General features: G+C 39.9%; 15 protein-coding genes. 8 read left to right on the top strand and 7 right to left on the bottom strand.

All coding sequences use genetic code 11. The features are described 5' to 3' along the window. The first annotated feature begins 120 nt into the window (after positions 1-120). The 6 genes from FTV27_RS07640 (at position 121) to FTV27_RS17165 (ending at position 8426) form a co-directional block, all read left to right on the top strand. A complete protein-coding gene (locus FTV27_RS07640; RefSeq protein ID WP_180077843.1) occupies positions 121-2736 on the top strand; it encodes a type VI secretion system Vgr family protein in 2616 nt (871 codons plus the stop codon). Continuing rightward, positions 2733-3689 (top strand): hypothetical protein, encoded by a 957-nt coding sequence (locus FTV27_RS07635; RefSeq protein ID WP_067763576.1) that lies wholly within the window; start codon positions 2733-2735, stop codon positions 3687-3689. The genes FTV27_RS07640 and FTV27_RS07635 overlap by 4 nt, the downstream gene beginning before the upstream one ends. Further along, positions 3682-6534 (top strand): T6SS effector BTH_I2691 family protein, encoded by a 2853-nt coding sequence (locus FTV27_RS17175; RefSeq protein WP_257229991.1) that lies wholly within the window; start codon positions 3682-3684, stop codon positions 6532-6534. Before FTV27_RS07635 ends, FTV27_RS17175 begins: the two co-directional genes overlap by 8 nt. A gap of 2 nt (positions 6535-6536) precedes the next feature. After that, the gene (locus tag FTV27_RS07625) at positions 6537-7283 is read left to right on the top strand and encodes a putative type VI secretion system effector (protein ID WP_180077841.1); all 747 of its coding nucleotides are present in this window, start codon (positions 6537-6539) and stop codon (positions 7281-7283) included. Between the two features lie 157 nt (positions 7284-7440). Further along, positions 7441-7893, top strand: a complete 453-nt coding sequence (locus FTV27_RS17170) for a hypothetical protein (RefSeq protein ID WP_257229990.1) — start codon at positions 7441-7443, stop codon at positions 7891-7893. Between the two features lie 29 nt (positions 7894-7922). Continuing rightward, complete coding sequence (locus tag FTV27_RS17165) at positions 7923-8426, top strand: hypothetical protein (RefSeq protein WP_257229989.1); 504 nt, start codon at positions 7923-7925, stop codon at positions 8424-8426. Between the two features lie 29 nt (positions 8427-8455). Here the strand turns inward: FTV27_RS17165 and FTV27_RS07615 are convergent, their stop codons facing one another. The 7 genes from FTV27_RS07615 to FTV27_RS07585 form a co-directional block, all read right to left on the bottom strand. After that, the gene (locus FTV27_RS07615) at positions 8456-9859 is read right to left on the bottom strand and encodes an efflux transporter outer membrane subunit (RefSeq protein WP_180077839.1); all 1404 of its coding nucleotides are present in this window, start codon (positions 9857-9859) and stop codon (positions 8456-8458) included. Between the two features lie 10 nt (positions 9860-9869). Next, on the bottom strand, positions 9870-11849 hold the full coding sequence (locus FTV27_RS07610; RefSeq protein WP_180077837.1) for a MacB family efflux pump subunit: 1980 nt from the start codon (positions 11847-11849) through the stop codon (positions 9870-9872). Between the two features lie 2 nt (positions 11850-11851). Next, complete coding sequence (locus FTV27_RS07605) at positions 11852-13204, bottom strand: MacA family efflux pump subunit (protein WP_180077835.1); 1353 nt, start codon at positions 13202-13204, stop codon at positions 11852-11854. A gap of 136 nt (positions 13205-13340) precedes the next feature. Next, positions 13341-14324 (bottom strand): DNA polymerase III subunit delta, encoded by a 984-nt coding sequence (gene holA / locus FTV27_RS07600; protein ID WP_180055669.1) that lies wholly within the window; start codon positions 14322-14324, stop codon positions 13341-13343. A 9-nt stretch (positions 14325-14333) separates the two neighbouring features. Continuing rightward, positions 14334-14867 carry an LPS assembly lipoprotein LptE gene (lptE, locus tag FTV27_RS07595; RefSeq protein ID WP_180077833.1) on the bottom strand — a complete coding sequence of 178 codons (534 nt, stop codon included), beginning with the start codon at positions 14865-14867 and terminating at the stop codon, positions 14334-14336. Between the two features lie 197 nt (positions 14868-15064). Then, a complete protein-coding gene (leuS, locus tag FTV27_RS07590; RefSeq protein WP_180077831.1) occupies positions 15065-17686 on the bottom strand; it encodes a leucine--tRNA ligase in 2622 nt (873 codons plus the stop codon). A gap of 127 nt (positions 17687-17813) precedes the next feature. Beyond that, complete coding sequence (locus FTV27_RS07585) at positions 17814-18155, bottom strand: DUF4124 domain-containing protein (RefSeq protein ID WP_249708160.1); 342 nt, start codon at positions 18153-18155, stop codon at positions 17814-17816. Between the two features lie 699 nt (positions 18156-18854). On the opposite strand from FTV27_RS07585, the gene FTV27_RS07580 reads away from it, so the two are divergent. Further along, positions 18855-20582, top strand: a complete 1728-nt coding sequence (locus FTV27_RS07580) for an acetolactate synthase 3 large subunit (RefSeq protein ID WP_078192673.1) — start codon at positions 18855-18857, stop codon at positions 20580-20582. Continuing rightward, positions 20579-21070: an acetolactate synthase small subunit gene (gene ilvN, locus FTV27_RS07575; protein ID WP_078189625.1), complete on the top strand. Its 492-nt coding sequence runs from the start codon at positions 20579-20581 to the stop codon at positions 21068-21070. The genes FTV27_RS07580 and ilvN overlap by 4 nt, the downstream gene beginning before the upstream one ends. Positions 21071-21074 lie beyond the last annotated feature (4 nt).

Below are 21074 nucleotides of genomic sequence, written 5' to 3'. Positions count from 1 at the left end.
AATTTGAATTTTTACTTACATAAAACCCAACAAAGCAGGCAGTTTATGCCTAGAAAAATATGAGTTTTTTTGATTAAATACCCCGCATATTTTATAAAAATCTGATTTTAGATAATAACGATGCTGAACAATATTTATTCTGCACTTGAGAAATTGGGCATTAGTCCACAAAAACGTGCCTTGCATATTCAATTTTCCAATACCACGCTGAATGAACAAGTATTCTTGCAACGTATTGATGGGGAACATGCCTTAAGTGAAGGTTTGAATGTTCAGCTCATCTGTCTCTCAACTTCTGCCACCTTAGAACTCAAACAATTTATTGGTACACAAGTCGCAATCGATCAGGTAACCGATGCGGGTCAACTTTTTCGTATTACCGGGATCATTACAGAAGCATTTCAAGGCCAAAGTGATGGTGCATTAACGCTATATAAGTTGACCTTAGAAGATGCAACGGCATTGTGGCATAAGCGTCGTAATAGCCGTGTGTTTATGAATAAATCGGTCAAAGATGTGGTCGAGATTATTTTTAAAGAATGGCAAAAAAAGAGCCCACTTTTTGCAGCGAGCTTAAGTTTGGACTTAAGTGGCTTAAAAAAAGAGTATGACGTTCGACCATTCATGATGCAAAGTAATGAAACCGACTATGATTTTATTACTCGCTTACTACGCAGTGAAGGTATTCATTGGTTGGTTGATGAAGCTCAATCTTTTGTAACATCGTCTGCGGCACCCATCGCAGCCCAAAAGCTACGTTTGATTGATGATAATAGTCAATATCAAGCTTTGGAGCGACGTAATATCCGTTTTCATCGCAGTAGTGCGACTGAAAAAAATGACAGTATGACCAGTTTTATCGGTCAGCGCAGTCTGCAACCGACGTCGGTACATGTACAACGATGGCAAGCGGATGTGCTTGAACAGGACGAGGGTGGTGGTGCAGTACAAAGCAAGCACCTACATAGTCAAAATCAAGATAATGCGAGCTTAAGCTTAGAGCAGGCATGGCATGTGAGCCCTGCATGGATGCAAGATCTGAATGGTGAAGATGCTGCAACTGCCTCTAATAGTGCTCAAGTTGAACGTCTCAATCAAAATTTTAGTGATTATTATGCAGCTCAAGCCAAACAATTTATTGCTAAAAGTACCGTGCGTGATACACAAGTTGGTTATTGGTTCAAATTGGATGAGCATCCAGAGATTGACCAGCATCGTGGTGCAGATCAAGAGTTTTTGATTTTATCCAAGTCTTTTTATAACCAAAATAATTTACCCAAAGACTTAACCGATCAAGTTACACAACTGATCCATCAAAGTCAGTGGCAAGTCAAACAAAGCGATGCGGATGAACGCCAAGCCAATACCTTGACTTTGCAACGTCGAAATATTACGACCGTCCCTGAATTTAATCCACTTACACATCGACCAGTAACACATCCACAGCGTGCTAAAGTTGTGGGTCCTGCTGGTGAAGAAATCCATGTTGATGAATGGGGACGGATAAAAGTCCGTTTCCTATTTACCCGTTCCGATGATCATGGTCATGATGGCGGTGCAGGTGCGAATAATAATGACACAGACTCGGCTTGGGTTGATGTACTGACGCCTTGGGCTGGCGAAGGTTATGGCGCGCGCTTCTTACCTCGCATTGGTGAAATAGTCGTCGTTGATTTCTTTGATGGCAACATTGACCGACCATTTGTCGTGGGGCGTATTCATGAAGCGCAGCGTAGTCCTACTAAATTTGACAATAAAGGACAATTACCAGATACCAAAAAACTCGCGGGAATTCGTTCTAAAGAAGTGGCGGGAGAGGGATTTGGTCAATTACGCTTTGATGACACCACGGGACAAATTAGTACGCAGTTGCAAAGTAGCCATGGTGCAACACAACTGAATTTAGGTCATTTAAGTCATCCTAAAGAAAAGGTTGAGAGTGAAAGTCGGGGTGAAGGTTTTGAGCTGCGGACCGATCAATGGGGGGCAGTACGGGCTGGGCAAGGCTTATTGGTGTCGACACATCAGCAAGCACAAGCAGGTGGGGTGCATTTAGCGAGCCATGAAGCCCATACACAAATCGAAAGCGCATTGAATAATGCTAAAGGGCTGAGTGATGTAGCGAAAAACCAAAAGACCGACCCTCTTGAGGTATTGGAGAGTCTTCAAGCCTTTATTGAGATATTAAGTCAGGATGATCAGCAAAAAGCTGCTGAGTTTAAATCGGCTGTCATGCTATTAGCAGCTCCAAATTCGATTGCGCTAAGTTCCAATGAAGATGTACACATTTCAGCAGCTGGTTTGATGAGTCACACAGCTGGCGAGAGTTTGAATATTTCCGCGCAAAAATCCTTAATTGGCCATGCAGGTAAAAAAATCAGTTTATTTGCGGCACAAGATGGTTTACGTGCATTTGCTGGGAAAGGGAAAGTTGAAATTCAGGCACAAGGTGATGGACTCGATCTGATAGCACGTAAGGGTATTCAGATTATTTCAACCGAAGATACGGTATATATCACCAGCCCTAAAGAAATAAACTTAACTGCGGGTGGTTCACAGATCAAACTTAATGGGTCTGGGATATTTCCGACTACGGGTGGGAAGTTTGAGGCGAAAGCGGGACAGCATAAGTTTACTTCGCCGACATCAGTAAATCCACCAGCTTTAAATTTACCAGATTGCTCAGCGAAGCAAGGTCAAGCTGCAGAGTTGGGTTCTGCCAAGGTGATTTTATGAGTAGTTTTTATTTGGTCAATGAAATTAAAAATTACTCTACAGATAAAATCTTTGAAGATATGAGTGCTCTTCTTGATCGAACTGGTCGATTATTGGTTTTACTTGATGAAACTTTAGAGGCTGATAGCTTTAGTGAGTTAAAAAGCTGTTTAAAAGAAGAGAATATCATTTATTTGCCTTTAGCTCAGGGCAATAAGCCAAAGAATACTAACTTATTTTTTTTGGAAATAAAAAAGAAAGACGTACTAGAGAAAGTTGGGAAAGAAATCGCTAAAAAAATTTCCAATAATTTTGAAGTTCAAAATGATAAATATTTAGTACATGGATTTGGCACAAGTGTACTTGAAAATAACATAATCAATGAAAAATTCAAAAGTAGTGTAGTTGTTCAAGATCTAAATTCAAAAATCTTATTCCGTTGGTATGATCCTAGAGTATTAAATTATTTGGATCAAATATTTAATGAAATGGAATTGAATAGTTTACTAGGATTATTTGAGATATGGAATTTTGTACATCCTATTGGATATTTTAGCTGGGAAAAAAAACAAGATAAAAAATTTATATCCCGAAAAATTAATAAATTATCACATGATCAATCTCTAGCTTTAGATTTAATAGAAATTAGTAATTTGGTGTTTAGATCGGCATTTGAATATGATGAGATAGATCGAGATAAATTAAATCCGAAGAATATATTATTAAACTTATTTGTCGCACATGAAGAATACGAAGTTCATAAATATTCTGATCTTTTGAGTTATGGTTTATACGCTGAAATATTAGGTCGACATTTTTTTATTCACCCTCAAGTTGAAAATATTCTAGAACAATATTGGAATAAGACAGAAAATGAATACGATTTTAATGAAGCTATGAATTTTCTTCATAAAGATCAATGGGTGTTAATAAAAAATGATTTAAATGATTTAGAGAGTATTACTCATGGGTAATGATAAAAAAAATTCAACCGTTAATATTACAAATTCTAAGCTACCTATGCTAAAAGGTTCACAAGCACAAATTAACAAAGCTACGAGTGAGGAATGGAAGAAAAACTTAAAAGGATATGGCTTAGGTAGTCCAAATTCATTAGAACCAAAAAAAATTTCATTAGATCCGCAAAAAATGAAAAGTGAAGTGGAAAAAGCTGGTAAAAACTCTAAGATTCCCATTCAATCAATTCATAGTAATAAACAGAATATTACAGCTAAGCAAAATGCTAAAGAATGTTCAAATTTTTGTAGAGAAAGTGGATTTAGTTTTTTACCTTTAAGGTATTCTGTAGCATCTCTGGGGGGGAGTACTTTACCTTCTAATTTAGGTAAAAATGTAAGTGATGGAATAAAATTATCAAATCACAAATATACTGTTTCTATTATTAAGAATGGTTATATATATTTATATTTTAAAAGAAAAGGTAAGCCTGAGTGGAAGGGTTATATTACAAAAAATGGCTATAATCAAGAATTCATAATTGGAAAAAAAGCACCCTTAGAAGCGAATAATTTTGCTTGTCAAAAATCAGGTCATTCATTTAAAGCTTCATTGATTACTGTTCCAGAGATTACACCTAATGATGTGGATAGTACTTATATTATTTACACGCATGCTCCGTTGACCGCAAAAAAACGTTTAGAATTCGAGAATAATGCAGACTCGTATGTAGGAAAGGGTTATTGGCAAAAAATTGATATTAAAGGCTGGAAAGGAGGTAATTTAACACAACAACATTGTTTATCTTCACAAACTTTAAATAAAGTACATATTGGTGAGAACAGCTTTGGAGCTGGAAGATGGGCGGCAATTAATAGAGAATTTAAAGCGAAGCCTAAAGAATATTGTGCAATTGCACTTTATGATGCAATAGGAATTACCGCTAAGCTTAATGAAGCTAGAAATAGAAAAGCATTTGCAGATTTAAATACTTTTCTTAACACAAAGAAAAATGGTATTTCTAACCACCATAGAATGCAAACTGTTAATTTAATAGAAAATATTCAAAAGACTGTTCAAGAAAACTATATTGGTATAAGGACAAAAGAATTTATTCAAAGAACGCAGGATATTGAGAAATATAGCGCATTGGATAAGCGCAGAAAAGATCGATTAGAAGCGGCTAGACGGAATAAAGATTGGGAAACGGTTAAGCTCTTAGAAAAACAAATTGCAGAAACAGAACAAAAAAGAAAAGAAAATCTTGGTACTTCATATAATTCTGAGAAAAATCAAGAAGGTGAGCAAGGTGTTATTGTTAAAAAAGGTATTGCTAAGGGAGAAGTAGCATGGAAGAAATGCCAAGATCAATTAGATTTAACCGCAATTGATCATTTTAATAGTCAAGTCGATAGTGAGTCGAAAAAAGGATATAACAATGCAATTAGCTACTTTGATGATCATTATAAATGGTTAACTTCACAAAATTTATTAAATGGATTGGTATATTTTGATACGAGTGAAGTACTAGAAAGTGGCAAGTTGCCTGAAGGAAGCAATGGTTTTATCTTTCATGCTGTCGTTATGGATCTAATGTATGGGATTACTTTTTTAGATAAGGGAAAAGAGCTTATAAACTCTTGGCTATTAAAGAAAACAGTAGAAACGAGTAATTTGTTTCTTCGTGCATATTGTTTTAATAATGCGAAGTTGATACAGAATTATAATCAAATTTTTAGCAGTGACGATACCGCAAAAAATATGATGGACTATACAAAACAAGGATTTTCTGCTTTTGTTGCTGCAGATGCAGGTTTTGATGAATGGTTGAGTCAGGCTGAAAGTAAGAAATATATTCAAGCAAGAGATTTTAAAGTTAATGATAAACTTTTTTATTGGATGTCTTTAGCATTGAACTCTGCATTAAAACAATTCTCAGATTTGAAAATGAGAACAGTGCAGGTCAATCAAATTAATGCAATAGCAATTCAAGGGAGTCAAATACATATTTCTAGGCTTTTGTATTTAAAGTCAGGTCCACTTGCAAAACACATTCCAATTACGCAGTTGTTTTATAATGTTCAATTTAACTCTGCCGCAAGAGCAGTAGTTGCTGGAAATCAGAATTTTTCAGTGGCTGCTGCCGTCGATATTCGAACAAAGGTCAATTTAGCGGTCAAATCATCGCCAAATATAACTAAGAATCGTATATTGGCAATTGTCGGTATTTTTGAGATGTTGAATTTTTATTTTCAATACGGTGCTTGGCAAAAAGATGTTGAAAATAAACCAGAAATTGCAGCGCAATTGGTTGGTTCTTCGATGTCTTTACTTGCTGTGGCATTTGAGGCTATGGGTGAAAACTTTCATACTCAAGGCAAAGCCGTTGCCTCTTCTGCGACAGCCTTTAGAATTTTTGCTGGGATGTTGGGAACAATAGGGGGAGCAATTGGTTTGTATGTCGATGGAAAAAATATTAAAGAAAGTAATTCGAAAACGTTGATAATATTGATGAGTTTACGCTGGATTGCGAGCTTATTTTTAACTGTAGGGCAAGCTGGAGTGTTGGTAAGCTCAGTTGCTCCACATATTGGAAAGGGTATATTGAATCGGGCAGCGTTAAGATTTTCTTCAAATGCTGTTGTTGCTGCGCTTGCTGGAGCACGTGTAGTAGCCGGTTTGACTGTATTTTCAGTGTTATTAGTGGGTTTAGAGTATGGTCTAAAAAACTATGTGCTGGATAATGCATTTGAAGATTGGTGTCAAAAAACACCTTTTAGGAAAGCAAATAGTAAAGAGACACCTTTTAAAAATGAAGATGAAGAGTATCAAGAGTTTGTAAAAGCGGTAGTGAGTTTTTGAATATGTATGATTTGGTGAAGTTTGAAGGTCGTATTGAAGCGTTAGAAATCCATAATGGTGTGTTAAATACTTTGGGAGGGGCAGGAGATAATTTAATTAAGTCTTCAGCGATTTTAAGTACAGTTGCGGGTAGTGTTTCATTGGGGGCACAAACAGTTTTTTTAGCCACGCAAAGCCGTTTACATATCCAAACTGTGGTGATGAACATAGAGGGCAAAGTCTGTGTGGGTCAGTTTCACCGTGCATTGTTAGCAGCAAATGAATATGTCATTTGTATTGCTAAGCAAATTGAACCCAATGTATATGAGTTATATTCAGTACTTAGTCCAAAAACAGGTTTACTGCATATGCAAGTCGGAATGGGGGCAGCTGATAAACCTGCATACAAGTCAATGATGAAAGGTGGGAGAGTTTGGTATGCAATTGGCTTTGTAGTAATAGTTATAGTTTGGATTATTGTGCCTAATGATTATTCAATTGAAAATTTATTGCTTTGGGGAGGCTGTTTATTTATATTTTATTTTATTTTTATGTTTATTGTTAAAAATGCATTTAACTCATTACGAAATATGAATGAAAAGTCAGAACAAGTTTTTAAGATGTATGGGTTTAAAAATCCAGAAGAAATTTATTTGCTGACGGCACGACATCAAGATGATAATGCAAAATTAATATTAGAATCGGTTTATGAATACCGTAGAGCGATTGATGATGATCCTTACCCTGAGGATTATTCTGATAAGAAATGAAAAAGTCTATTTTATCTTTAATTACATATTCTGACCAAGCAAGATAATGATATCCAAAAATGGATTCGTAAATGTTTACTATCTACAGATCGGAGTATATCTAGATTCCAAACGATTGAAGAACAAATATTAGGTTTAAAGTTGGTATTTCGTTAGTATGAAAAATAAAATCAAAAATCATGACTTTGGTTATGATGTATTTAAACAAGATGTTCCTTTCTCTCAATTAGAAGAAGATATTTTACTGACGACAGACAATGATTCTAAAAGAAGTCATAATTGGTCAATCTTAAAAATGAATGATGATTTTATTGAATTAATTGATCAATCCTATGCACGACTTGGAAAGTCCATCAGCCCATTATTTCTCTCATTACCAATTATTTTATTGGCTTTATATTTAGGGATATCTCCATTTTTTGATGATTATATCAATTTTGCTGAAACAGCTTTATTTGTGTTAATTGCTGTATTTATGATTTTTTTAATTCTCTACGCTTTTCTTAGCCCATATTTTAAATACGACCATAAACAAGCCATTTGTAAGCCTGTTCTTTTTAATAGAAAAACAGGTAAAGTTTTTTCTATATTAATGATCAAGAATATATAGAAAAGAAATGGACAGATGTAGTTTATATTATGGGCAGTAGTTTTGGGTTGTCTGGCATTCCATTACGAGAGCTTCGGGCACATATCATCGAAGACGGCATCCTAAAACATACCTTTGTGATTGGCTTTCCAATGATTGGAATATTCCGTACTCAAGGTTTATGGACTTTTATTTTTCATTTTATGATGAAAGGACCAGAAGAGCTTTATCCGAAACCGCACCCTATGTACGGTACCATTGATCCTTTTACACAACTGACTTATTGTCAAAATGTTCAAGGCGCAAAAGAAAGCTGGGAAGAGACCTGGAAGTCATTTCGAATCATTTATCACTATAATTGGGTTCCAGCATTGTTTTCTTATCCCTTTGATGTGTGTAACTTTGTGGCGAGAAGAATTTTATTGCATATCAAACCATTGCCCGTTTGGCATGATGATGTCATAAGAAAAAATAAAATGAATTTAGAGCGGCCAGAAGAAATCAGTGCAAAAGATAATTTTGAATTTACGATGTTTAAAATGATGGATAAATAAAAAGCCCCTCAGGGCTTTTTTAATATAAATCAAGGCAACTGCTTAATCGGACTACCACCCAACGCCTGCATCAAAGTCACATAAGCATTATATTGACTTTGTTTGGTTTGAACCAAAGACAGTCGCGCATTACGTGTGGTCTCCTGTGCATCAAGCAAGTTTTTCAACGCAATTGCACCATTACGATAGCGTACTTCAGTCAAACGCTCAGTCTTTTCTGCAAGCTGCACATTACGCTCTTGCAAAGCAACTTGCTGACTTAACTCAGTACGATTAGACAGTGCATTTTCCACATCGGCAAAAGCCTGATACAAGGTCTGACGATATTGAATAATGGCTTTTTCATAGTCTAAGTCACTAATCGCAAGGTCTTTCTTCATATCATTATATTGCAAGAAAGGTAAACTCAAACTTGCACCCAAAGCCAAAGCAGGGTTTTGTAATAAATTACTCAAAGAGGTACTGCTCGATCCTAAACTGCCAGTCAGACTAATCGAAGGATAGTAACTCGCTTTCGTTGCATCTTTATTTGCCAGAGTTTCACGCAAACGTAATTCACTGGCTTTTAAATCAGGGCGACGCGATAACAAATCCGCGGGCAATCCTGCTGCAATGGTCGGCAGAGCGACACGAGGTAATTTTTGCGGTTCAGTAATATTTAACTGTTGCACAGGCTGATGTAATAACACTGCTAAAGCTGTGCGCGTTTCAACCTTTTGCTGAGCAATTTGGCTTAAAGTGGCTTTTTGACTTTGAACCGACTGTTCGGCTTGCGTCAAATCCAAACCTGAAACAGCACCCGCTTTGTACTGAACTTTGACTAGATCATACGTCTTTTGCGTGCTGGCTAAATTCTGCTGAGCAATGCTATAGCGCTCATTTAAATAACCGAGCTGCCAATAGAGATTAGCAGTCGTAGCAATTAAACTTTGTGCAGTGGCTTGTAAATCTTGCTTAGTTGCCAAAGCTTCCCATTTGGCTGCTTCGGTTTGACTTGCCAGACGTCCAAACAAATCCAGTTCATAGCTTACACCTGCGCTAGCAGATAGTCCCCTAGAAGAATCATCCCCTGAGTTCAGATCAATATTGTGCCCAGTCGACACACTTGAACTCACGCGTGGCCCTTGTTTATTTTCAGCCAAACCAGCTTTTAGTCGAGCTTGCTGTAAATTAATACCTGCAACAGCGAGGTCTGTATTGGCCGCTAAAACTTGATTCACCAACTGATTTAATTGAGCATCATTAAACAATGTCCACCATTGGTCAGCATACGTATCTGCATGAACTTGCTGACTCATGGCTTTCGCATTTTGAAATTGCGTCGGGATTTGTGTTGCAGGAGCTTCATAAGGCGTCTTAACCACAGCGGCACAGCCGACTAAGCTACTTCCAAGAATGAAGGCACTTGCAAGTTTAGTTAACGTCATTTGCATTATTATTTCCTTATTCGCGAGAAAGCGCATCGACAGGGTTAAGCTGTGCGGCATTACGTGCAGGAATAAAGCCAAACACAATACCAATCATACTTGAGCAGACAAATGCAGCAACGATAGACGTCGTTGAATAGGCCATTTGGAATGTTCCACCGGCAAAATGACTAATCAATTGTCCAATACCTAAAGATAATAAAACCCCAAGCACACCGCCTAAGATACACACCAACACCGCCTCAATCAGGAACTGCTGTAAAATATCACTTTGACGGGCACCCACGGCCATACGTACACCAATTTCTTGAGTACGCTCAGTCACAGAAACCAACATAATGTTCATGACCCCAATACCACCGACGATCAATGAAATCACCGCAATCGCAGACACCAATAAAGTCATTGTTGCCGTGGTTTGTTGAATGGTTTCACGGATACTATCGGAGTTCTGTGTAAAGACATCTTGCGCGCCATGACGTTGCACCAACAAGTTCAATATGGCGTTCTCAGCCGCAGCACTTGGGTATTCATCTTTTACGCGGACAATGATGCTGCGTACATTCGACTGACCTAACATACGACTCATGACCGTTGAATAGGGCAAATACACATTCAGGCTATCTGAGTTACCCATCATGCTTTTTTGTTCTTCGATCACGCCAATGATACGGCTCGGTACACTGCCTAATAAAATCACTTGACCCACTGGGTTAGTGCCATCGGCAAAGAAGGTATTTTTAGTATTACTATCAATCACCACATCTTGCGCTTGCTCAGTCACGCTTTCTTTATCAAAAGGCTGACCCGAAGCGAAGTTCATTCCTTTGACATAGAAGAAATCTTCACTCACGCCATTCACTGTGGTTGAAGCCTCTGTATCTTTAAAACGTGCTGTGACAGATGAATTGACTGAAGGACTAACGCCATCGACATAAGGCTGCTCAGCAAGGGCTTTCGCATCGGCTGGAACCAATGTTTTTACTTGGGAGGATCTGGAATTATCACCAAAGCCTCGACCTTGATACACCGTGATGGTATTGGTCCCCAAGCTGCTGATATTTTCTAAAATCTGCTTTTGCGAACCATTCCCAAGAGCCACAACAGAAACCACAGAAGCGATACCAATAATGATCCCGAGCATGGTTAAAAATGTACGCATACGGTGAGCATTCATGGCAAGGATCGCCATACGGAAGGCTTCACCTAAACGGTCAACGGCAGAGCGCCAGCTTGAGGTTTTTTTCTGTGTGTTTGGAACGAGTTGCTGTTTTTCTAAAGGTTCATCATCTGTTTCAGGTACATTGGGCTGATCTGAGATGATATTACCGTCAGAAATTTCAATAATTCGAGTCGCATTTTTTGCAACATTATGGTCGTGCGTGACCAAAATAATGGTATGACCTTTGGCATTGAGTTCGCGCAAAATCCGCATCACTTCAATACCACTATTCTTATCTAGTGCACCGGTGGGTTCATCGGCAAGAATAACATCGCCACCATTCATGAGGGCACGCGCAATCGATACACGTTGTTGCTGACCACCCGAGAGTTGGCTCGGACGGTTTTGGGTTTTTTCACCCAGTCCAAGATCGGTTAGTAGTTGCTTGGCACGTGCATTGCGTTCGGTTGCATCTGCACCGGCATAGATTGCAGGAACTTCGACGTTACCAGCAGCATTCAAATCACCGAGTAAGTGATAGCGCTGGAAAATAAAGCCAAAATATTCACGGCGTAACTGTGCCAGTTCATCTGGTTCAAGTTCACGAGTTTCACGCCCTTTGACTTTGTAACTGCCATTGGTTGGCTTATCAAGGCACCCCAAAATGTTCATGAGGGTAGATTTACCAGAACCGGACTGACCTACAATCGCCACCAGTTCACCTGGGTAAATCTCAAGATTGACCCCTTTTAGAATTTGGACTGTGCTTTCACCGGCAGGGAATTCACGCGTCAGATTCTTGACCTCGAGTAGAGGTGTTTGATGTTGACTCATGATTACATTCTCATTGGGCCGCCAGCACCACCACGGTTGCTGCGTTTCGCTGAATCATTTGAAGTATCTGAACCGTCGGCTATCACGACTTTGTCACCTTGTTTTAAGCCACGGATCACTTGTGCGGTCACACGGTTATTTAAACCGAGTAATACCTGTTGTGGTTGAGCTGAACCATCGGCTTGTAGTACACGAACCATCGCAACGCTCGCTTTACCTTGTTTGACCAATGCTTTTTCAGCTTCAGTCAGTTCTAAACGTTTAGGACGGTTTGGATTGTCTTTGTTCGATCTAGCTTCTGCGTTGGTATTTTTATCAGCAGATTGACCATGTGCAGATGCATTATTACGGCTACGTTGTGGACGGTTCGAGGTTTGAACGGCTGCGGCAGGTACAGTCAAGACATTCTTGGCTTCATCTAAAATGATATACACCTGAGCAGTCATATCGATACGCAATTTACCGTCTTCATTTGGGACATCAAATAATGCATTGTAGTAAACCGCAGTACTTGAAGACGAAGAGGTGTTGTTGTTACTTTCGGTGTTAATTGAGTTCGGCGCAGGTTCAACTTGGCGCAGGGTAGCATAGTGTTTTGTTTCACTGTCGCCCAAGGTTGTAAAATAAACGTTTTGACCTTCTTGGACTTTCATCACATCGGCTTCAGAAATTTCAGCTTTAATGGTCATGGTGTCGAGTTTTGCCAATTTCACAATGGTTGGCGCACTTTGGTTGGCATTTACGGTTTGACCTTCTTCAGTCACAATCGCCACGATGGTTCCATCCATAGGTGCAACAATTTGTGTATAGCCTAAGTCTTCTTTTGCAGTCGCTAAAGTTAAACGTGATTGTTCGATTTGTGCATTAATGGCTGCAATATCAGCTTGCGCAGTTTTATAACTTGCTAGCGCAGATTCAAGTTCTGCACGACTAGTCGCGTCTTGAGCGTACATTGCTTGTTGACGATTATATTCAGCTTGGACTTTTGCAAGATTTGCTTGTTTAACTGCCAATTGCGCTTGTTGGTTTTTGATGCTGGCTTCTGCAGTTTTTAAATCATTTTCCTGACGTACCGAGTCAATACGGGCAATCAGTTGACCTTGTTTCACTTCATCGCCGAGCTGCACATACATCTTTTTCACCTGACCAGAAACCTGTGCACCAACACTCACCATTTTGGTTGCTTCAAGTACACCTGTTGCAAGCACAGAGTTTTCAATGTCACCACGACTCACTTCAGCAGTAATATATTGCGGCTGAGTTTCTTTAGGTTTTAGGAAATGCCATGCAGTGACAGCGATTGCCAAAGCAACGATGATGGCTACGATCAATTTTGCTGGTTTTATTTTTGGCATGATTGGCAGTTAAAAGTTTATAAAGATGAATGAATTATAAGATTTAAATACGGATAAATTGTGAACTTTTTGAACAAATAGTAATGATAATTATTCTTTTATACTGGAATGCAAGTTATTACAGCATTTTATTAGACTAGAAGAGTCTGCGCCCACACAAGCTGGCAATAGCTTGTTGTACCAAGTGCTCAGGATTTTCATGACCTAAACCTTTTATTGACGCGTCTAAACGAAGTAATAGGGCAGGCCAAGTCAAAAAATCGTTCGCATTTAAACGGCGTAACGCTTGTTGATACAGCCCGACTTTGGTTTTCCAAATACCGATTTGCAAGGCATTTTGTGGCTGCTCAAACAGTTGCATCAGCAAACGCATTTCCTTACTGATACTCCATAAAATCAGCGACATCGGCTCGCCTGAAGCGATTAAGTATTGAAAAATTTTAATTGATTGCGCCAAATTGCCTTGCAGCATGGCATCATTTAAATCGTAAGTGGTATAGCGTGACTGATCTTGTAAGCAAGAGTACAGATGATCAATCTGAATCATCTCTGCTTCAGGAAAAGTATCTGCAACACGCATTAAACTATTTTTTGCAGCCAGTAAGTTGTGCTCATGATGCTGTTCTAGCCATTGCCAAGCATCATTGGCGAGTTTAATGCCGAGCTTTTGTGCTTCAACGGCCAAAATTTGCTGACGATCTTTAGGGTAGTTTGCAGTCAGTGCAACATTGACTCCATTGGCATCAATGGTTTGGAAAAAACTGGTCTTTAAACTCGCACTGTCTTGCTTCGGCATGACCACGAGCAGCAAGTTACTTTCATTTTGCTGCAAATAGCTTTTTAACAATTTTAGTCCATTGGCATCGGGTTTAATGCTGCCATGTGCCTCAATAGCCAGTTGACTGGAAAATAATGACAAGCTATTTAAAGCATTAAAGACATTTTTCCAATCAGCAGCAGAGCTAATGTCATACCGTTGACGCTCGACTTCTCGAGTGTTCCAACTCTTACGAAATGCATCCAGGAGATTTTGTTCAAGTAAAGGCTCTTGACCATGCAGCACCCAGGCACCTTGCGCTTCGTCTACACGTTTTAATGCCTGAAGATAGTCAAGTTTCATAAATCAAAATTACTTAGCTTTGGTTGGTGCAGTTAGTGGGTTCGCTTTTGGTAAGCGGTTTGATGAAATTTGGCGCACGATCTGTTGTGCAATGTCATCAATAATCACTTGTTTTAAATATTTTTCTTCTTGGTCATCAGTGTTCACGGTTGCTACGTCGTATTGGTAGCTACGTGTTGCCATCAATGTACGTGGTTCTGTCACAGGGTTACCTTGAGCATCTTCAATTTGGAACGTCACATTCAGGCGCAGTAAAGTTTCAACCAATTTACCATTGAGTTCTAAACGACGTGGAGTGTAATCCAACACATGTAAGACATAGGCATTTTGATTATTACTCAGTTGCACGCCTGCAGAACCTAAATAAATCGCTAACTTTTCATGTAAGTCATCCGTATCTTCAGGAAGTGCCAATCGCATATTGGAATAGGCTACAGGTACAGCAGCAGGGTTGGTGCCTTTTAAATGAAAACCACAACCGACCATGCCTGCGCTCAGGCCCATAGTTAATACAATTGCAGCAACACGTTGAACCAAGTGCATAAAGTGTCCTCTGTTTCCCGAAGGGATAATGTTGAAATCCTGTGTGGATTGTAAAGTCAAAGCCCGTTGACTCGCAACGGGCTTTGTTTGGGAATTGTGAAATCCTTTTGTTCCCTCTCCTCATAGGAGAGGGTTAGGGAGAGGTTAATTACCCTCATCCCAACCTTCTCCCAAAGGGAGAAGGAAATATAAGGAATTTAAACCACCAAATTCACTAATTTATTCGGCACCACAATTTCTTTCTTGGTTGGACCAGTCAAGAATTGTTGAACTTCAGGTAATGCTTTTGCTTGTGCCAAAATGTCATCTTTAGAGGCATCGACAGACACTTCTAATTTGCCACGAAGTTTACCGTTCACTTGCACTACAATCGTTTGTGTATTGCGAGTCAGCGCAGATTCATCTACCGCAGGGAAGCGTGCTGATGTTAATTCGATACCAAACTCAGCCAATAAGGTTTGGCTTAAATGTGGTGCAAAAGGAGCAAGTAAAGTTAGAAGGGTAATGATTGATTCACGTGCAACGGCAACGTCATTGTCATCTTTGGCTTCAAACTTATTGTTTGCATTCAAAAGTTCCATCATCGCAGCAATCGCGGTGTTGAAGGCGTGACGACGTGCAATGTCATCACCCACTTTTTGAATGGTTTCGTGTGTTTTACGACGTAAGTCTTGTGCAGCGGTAGAAAGTGTCGCTTTGTCGATGTTTACAGCAGAGTTGCCTTGTTCAAGGAAACCTGTTGCTAGGCGCCATACACGTTTTAAGAAACGGTTTGCACCTTCAACACCAGCGTCAGACCATTCAAGTGATTGATCTGGTGGTGCAGCGAACATCATGAATACACGTGCAGTATCTGCACCGTATTGGTCAATAATCGCTTGCGGGTCGATACCGTTATTTTTTGATTTCGACATTTTTTCTTGACCGCCAACCACGACGTCTTGACCATCACCTTGATATTTCGCAGAAATGATACGGCCTTTTTCATCACGTTCTAAGTCGATGTCGGCAGGGTTAAACCATGTTTTCTTACCTGACTCAGATTCACGGTAGTAAGTATCCGCAAGCACCATACCTTGAGTAAGCAAGTTAGTGAATGGTTCGTTACCTTGTACCACACCTTCATCACGCATCAATTTGTGGAAGAAGCGTGCATAGAGTAAGTGCAGAATCGCATGTTCAACACCACCGATGTATTGGTTCACAGGAAGCCAAGTTTGACCCGCTTCAGGTTTCACCATGCCATCCGTAAAGTCTGGAGATGCGTAACGCGCATAGTACCAAGACGATTCTACAAAGGTATCTAGCGTATCTGTTTCACGACGAGCATCGCCACCACAGCATGGACAAGTTGTTTCGTAGAACTCAGGCATTTTGTTGAGTGGATTGCCTGAACCGTCTGGAACCACGTCCGTTGGCAATACAACTGGAAGCTGTTCTTCAGGTACTGGAACCTGACCACATTTTTCACAGTTGATCATAGGAATTGGACAACCCCAATAACGCTGACGAGAAACACCCCAGTCACGTAAACGGAATTGAACTTTTACATTTGCAAGCTTTTGAGGCTCAAGTTTTGCAAGGAATGCATCGAATGCGCCTTGGAAATCTAAACCGTCAAATTCGCCTGAATTCACCAGTTTGCCTTCTTTAGAACCGTACCATTCTTGCCAAGTGGTTGCGTCAAAGTCTGCATCGTCTGCACCTTTGGCATCAATCACTTGCTTGATGGTTAAGCCATATTTGTTGGCAAATTCGAAGTCACGTTCATCGTGTGAAGGCACTGCCATCACCGCACCTGAGCCGTAAGACATCAAGACGTAGTTTGCGATCCAAACAGGAACTTCTTCACCTGTAACTGGGTGCTTCACAGAAAGACCAGTTGCCATGCCTTTCTTTTCAGCAGTCGCAAGATCAGCTTCTGCAACAGAACCCATACGGCACTCTTCGATAAATGCAGCAAGCTCAGGATTGCTTTCCGCAGCTTTAAGTGCCATCGGATGTTCTGCTGCAACCGCAACATAAGTCACACCCATGAGTGTGTCAGCACGAGTGGTAAATACAGTTAAACCATCTGCATAAACGTCTGGATTCGCTGAAGGGAAGGTAATTTCCATACCCTGTGAGCGACCAATCCAGTTACGTTGCATGGTTAAAACTTGCTGTGGCCAGCCGTCTTTTAATTTTTCTAAATCGTCAAGTAATTCTTGCGCATAGTCAGTGATGCGGAAGTAGTACATTGGAATATCACGTTTTTCGACCAATGCACCAGAACGCCAGCCACGACCATTTTCAACTTGTTCGTTTGCTAAAACAGTTTGGTCTACTGGGTCCCAGTTCACTGTTGAAAGCTTACGGTAAATTAAACCTTTTTTATAAAGCTGTACGAATAACCATTGTTCCCAGCGATAGTATTCAGGTGTGCAAGTTGCAAATTCACGATCCCAATCTACAGAAAGACCTAACTTTTTAAGCTGATTACGCATGTAATCAATGTTTTCAAAAGTCCATTTTGCAGGAGCGACTTGATGGGCAATCGCCGCATTTTCAGCAGGTAGGCCGAAAGCATCCCAACCCATGGGTTGTAGCACAGTTTCACCTTGTAAGCGGTGGAAACGGCTGATCACGTCACCAATCGTATAGTTACGCACATGACCCATATGCAGTTTGCCACTTGGATAAGGGAACATAGAGAGGATATAACGACGTGGTCCTTCTACTTGGTCGGCAACTTTAAAGGCTTTGCGATTTTCCCAGTCTTGTTGGACTGTAGGTTCAATCGCACTGGCTTGATATTCAGGGTCAATGTGAGTAGTCATAAACGTAAATAGAAATAACGGTTAAAAAGTTTGTGCTACAGCATAGCGCAAAATACGCCTAGAGTGAATTTTGCGATGCTGTGTAGATGTAAATAATTTAAGTCAAAATTGAAGGCTTTGGCGTAAATTATTGTGGTGCGGAGGCTACGGCTTGACCTTGGCGGAGCGCTGCATTGGCTTCGCGTTGTTGTTCCGCTAGTTGCTCATTTTGTTCATTCGACTGTTCGGCTTCACGTGAAACCTCTTCTTGGTTTTTTGCTGGAGTTGATTGCGTAGTCGTTGTTGCACCATAGGTATTCACTTTACCTTTACGCTGCGCATTTTTTGGCGGTGGCGTGGTGGTGTAATGCGTTGAACCTTTTGCATCCACCCACTTGTAATATTCTTTCGCTGAAAGGTCCAAACTGGTCAGGCAAAATGCCATGCTAGATAAAATACAGGCAGTGCGAGCAATCGTCGTCTTCATCATAAATTCAGTCCCAAAGTTATAGTGATCATGCAAAATTATGCTGAAAATTTTGCACTTTTTTGACAGTAGAATCTATGCATTTTTTAGCACAAAGGATAAAAGGGACATCGTGTGGGATGAATAACTTTGTGAATGATGAATTGGGGGATTTATAAGCAATAAAAATATTGGATTCTTATCATTTAACCTATGCAGCAACTTCAATGTAAGGCAATTGAATTAAAAACATACATCCATTCATTTAATTTATTTATTAGATTTATAAAAGTATTTTATTAAATACATGCTAACTGGTTATAAATAAACAAACTACAAAGAATACAAAGAAAGAGAGGGTGCTTAAAAAACAAACGGTCTGTAGGTAATCAGGAAAAAGCCGATTTTTAAACTTGACTTTAATGGTTGAAACTACAAAAATGCTGTCTTTAGTTTTATATGCCTTAGATCGATCACCCTTCGAATGAGTGCATTTTAGCAATGGACTTCTTCTCTAGCCGAGACGTTGAACAAAGCCAACAAAATATGTTTATCCCAACATGTTTTAGACCCCATATTGCTCAAACAGCAAGCAGGTCAGATTTTTTTCTTATTGCTATGAAAACTATGAAATTTGTGTGCTATAACAGAGCACACAGTTAATGAATTAACCACGACAAATGCCCTCCATTTGTGCGTGAAAAAAGATTAGGGTGAATCACGTTGGAACTTTTATCTGGTGGTGAAATGCTTGTTCGCGCTTTAGCGGACGAAGGCGTTGAACATGTTTTTGGATACCCAGGCGGCGCAGTACTCCATATTTATGACGCGCTATTTCAACAAGAAAAAATCAATCATTACCTAGTGCGCCACGAGCAAGCTGCTGGTCATATGGCTGATGCTTACTCACGTGTCACAGGTAAAACAGGTGTCGTATTGGTGACATCTGGTCCTGGTGCAACAAATACCGTAACTCCAATTGCAACTGCCTATATGGACTCAATCCCAATGGTGATTTTGTCAGGTCAGGTTGCAAGCCATCTTATCGGTGAGGATGCGTTCCAAGAAACGGATATGGTCGGTATTTCGCGCCCAATCGTAAAACACAGCTTCCAAGTACGTCATGCAAGCGAAATCCCTTCGATTATTAAGAAGGCATTTTATATCGCTTCAAGTGGCCGTCCGGGTCCTGTTGTTGTTGATATTCCAAAGGATGCGACGAATCCAGCAGAGAAATTTGCTTACGAATATCCTGAAAAAGTGAAAATGCGTTCGTATCAACCGCCGCATCGTGGTCACTCAGGTCAAATTCGTAAAGCAATTGATGAATTGATTCATGCTAAACGCCCAATTATTTATTCAGGCGGTGGTGTGGTTCAAGGCAACGCTTCTGCACAGTTGACAGAACTTGCACATTTATTGGGTTATCCAGTAACCAGTACCTTAATGGGGCTTGGTGCGTATCCAGGCAATGATGAACAGTTCATTGGTATGTTGGGTATGCATGGTACTTATGAAGCCAATATGACGATGCACAATGCAGATGTGATTTTGTGTGTAGGCGCGCGCTTCGATGACCGTGTAACCAATAATCCAGCGAAATTCTGTCCGAATGCAAAAGTCATTCATATTGATATTGACCCAGCAACGATTTCAAAAACAATTATGGCGCACATCCCAATCGTGGGTGCAGTAGAGCCTGTATTGACTGAAATGTTGGCGCAATTAAAACAATTGAATGTGTCTAAACCAAATCCTGAAGATATCGGTGCTTGGTGGAAACAAATCAATGAATGGCGCCAAGTTCATGGTTTGAACTATGACAAACCAACTGATGGTTCGATGAAGCCACAGCAAGTTGTTGAAGCGTTGGATAAAATTACCAATAGTCAAGCCATCATTACTTCAGACGTTGGTCAACACCAAATGTTTGGTGCGCTTTACTACAAATACACACGTCCACGTCAATGGATCAACTCAGGTGGTCTAGGAACCATGGGTGTAGGTTTGCCATATGCTATGGCAGCTAAACTTGCCTTCCCAGATCAACAAGTAGTGTGTATTACTGGCGAAGCATCGATTCAGATGTGTATCCAAGAACTATCTACATGTAAGCAATATGGCTTGAATGTAAAAATTCTATGCTTGAATAACCGTGCATTAGGTATGGTTAAGCAATGGCAAGACATGAACTACGAAGGTCGTCACTCAAGCTCGTATGTTGAGTCACTTCCAGACTTCCCTAAATTAATGGAGGCGTATGGTCATGTAGGTATTCAAATTGACCATGCAGATGAACTCGAGTCGAAGCTTGCTGAAGCGATGGCGATCAATGACAAGTGCGTGTTTATTAACGTAATGGTTGACCGTTCAGAGCATGTATATCCAATGTTGGTTGCTGGCCAGTCAATGAAAGATATGTGGTTAGGCAAAGGAGAGCGCACACAATGAGACATATTATCTCTGTACTTGTAGAAAACGAAGCAGGTGCGCTTTCACGTTTGGTAGGTTTATTCTCTCAGCGTGGTTATAACATTGAGACATTAAACGTAGCGCCAACAGAAGATCCGACGCTTTCGCGTTTGACTTTAACCACGTATGGCGATGAGCATAAAATTGAACAAATCACCAAACAACTCAACAAGCTTGTCGAAGTTGTTAAAGTTGTTGATTTGTCTGAAGGTGCTCATATTGAACGTGAATTGATGTTAATTAAAGTCAAAGCACTTGGTTCAGCGCGCGCAGAAATTAAACGTACTGCGGATATTTTCCGTGGACAAATCGTAGACGTAACGCCAACGACATATACCATTCAAATCGCAGGTACAACTGAAAAGATTGATGGTTTTATTGATGCCTTAGCTGAAAATACAATTCTAGAAGTTGTACGTTCAGGTGTTTCAGGTATCGCACGTGGCGAAAAAGTTTTAACTATCTAATTTT

Origin of the sequence: Acinetobacter sp. YH12251, from assembly GCF_013417465.1 — a bacterium.
Lineage (GTDB): Bacteria > Pseudomonadota > Gammaproteobacteria > Pseudomonadales > Moraxellaceae > Acinetobacter > Acinetobacter amyesii.
The sequence above is the reverse complement of the archived record's forward strand: the minus strand, read 5'-3'. Positions and strand labels throughout refer to the sequence as shown.

Excerpts from the sequence above, each read along its gene's own strand:
- FTV27_RS07640 (WP_180077843.1), top strand. The coding sequence starts at position 121 with ATGCTGAACAATATTTATTCTGCACTTGAGAAATTGGGCATTAGTCCA.
- FTV27_RS17170 (WP_257229990.1), top strand. The coding sequence starts at position 7,441 with ATGAAAAATAAAATCAAAAATCATGACTTTGGTTATGATGTATTTAAA.
- FTV27_RS07615 (WP_180077839.1), bottom strand. The coding sequence starts at position 9,859 with ATGCAAATGACGTTAACTAAACTTGCAAGTGCCTTCATTCTTGGAAGT.
- lptE (WP_180077833.1), bottom strand. The coding sequence starts at position 14,867 with ATGCACTTGGTTCAACGTGTTGCTGCAATTGTATTAACTATGGGCCTG.
- FTV27_RS07585 (WP_249708160.1), bottom strand. The coding sequence starts at position 18,155 with ATGATGAAGACGACGATTGCTCGCACTGCCTGTATTTTATCTAGCATG.
- FTV27_RS07635 (WP_067763576.1), top strand. The coding sequence starts at position 2,733 with ATGAGTAGTTTTTATTTGGTCAATGAAATTAAAAATTACTCTACAGAT.
- FTV27_RS07610 (WP_180077837.1), bottom strand. The coding sequence starts at position 11,849 with ATGAGTCAACATCAAACACCTCTACTCGAGGTCAAGAATCTGACGCGT.
- FTV27_RS07605 (WP_180077835.1), bottom strand. The coding sequence starts at position 13,204 with ATGCCAAAAATAAAACCAGCAAAATTGATCGTAGCCATCATCGTTGCT.
- leuS (WP_180077831.1), bottom strand. The coding sequence starts at position 17,686 with ATGACTACTCACATTGACCCTGAATATCAAGCCAGTGCGATTGAACCT.
- FTV27_RS17165 (WP_257229989.1), top strand. The coding sequence starts at position 7,923 with ATGGGCAGTAGTTTTGGGTTGTCTGGCATTCCATTACGAGAGCTTCGG.
- holA (WP_180055669.1), bottom strand. The coding sequence starts at position 14,324 with ATGAAACTTGACTATCTTCAGGCATTAAAACGTGTAGACGAAGCGCAA.
- FTV27_RS17175 (WP_257229991.1), top strand. The coding sequence starts at position 3,682 with ATGGGTAATGATAAAAAAAATTCAACCGTTAATATTACAAATTCTAAG.
- ilvN (WP_078189625.1), top strand. The coding sequence starts at position 20,579 with ATGAGACATATTATCTCTGTACTTGTAGAAAACGAAGCAGGTGCGCTT.
- FTV27_RS07625 (WP_180077841.1), top strand. The coding sequence starts at position 6,537 with ATGTATGATTTGGTGAAGTTTGAAGGTCGTATTGAAGCGTTAGAAATC.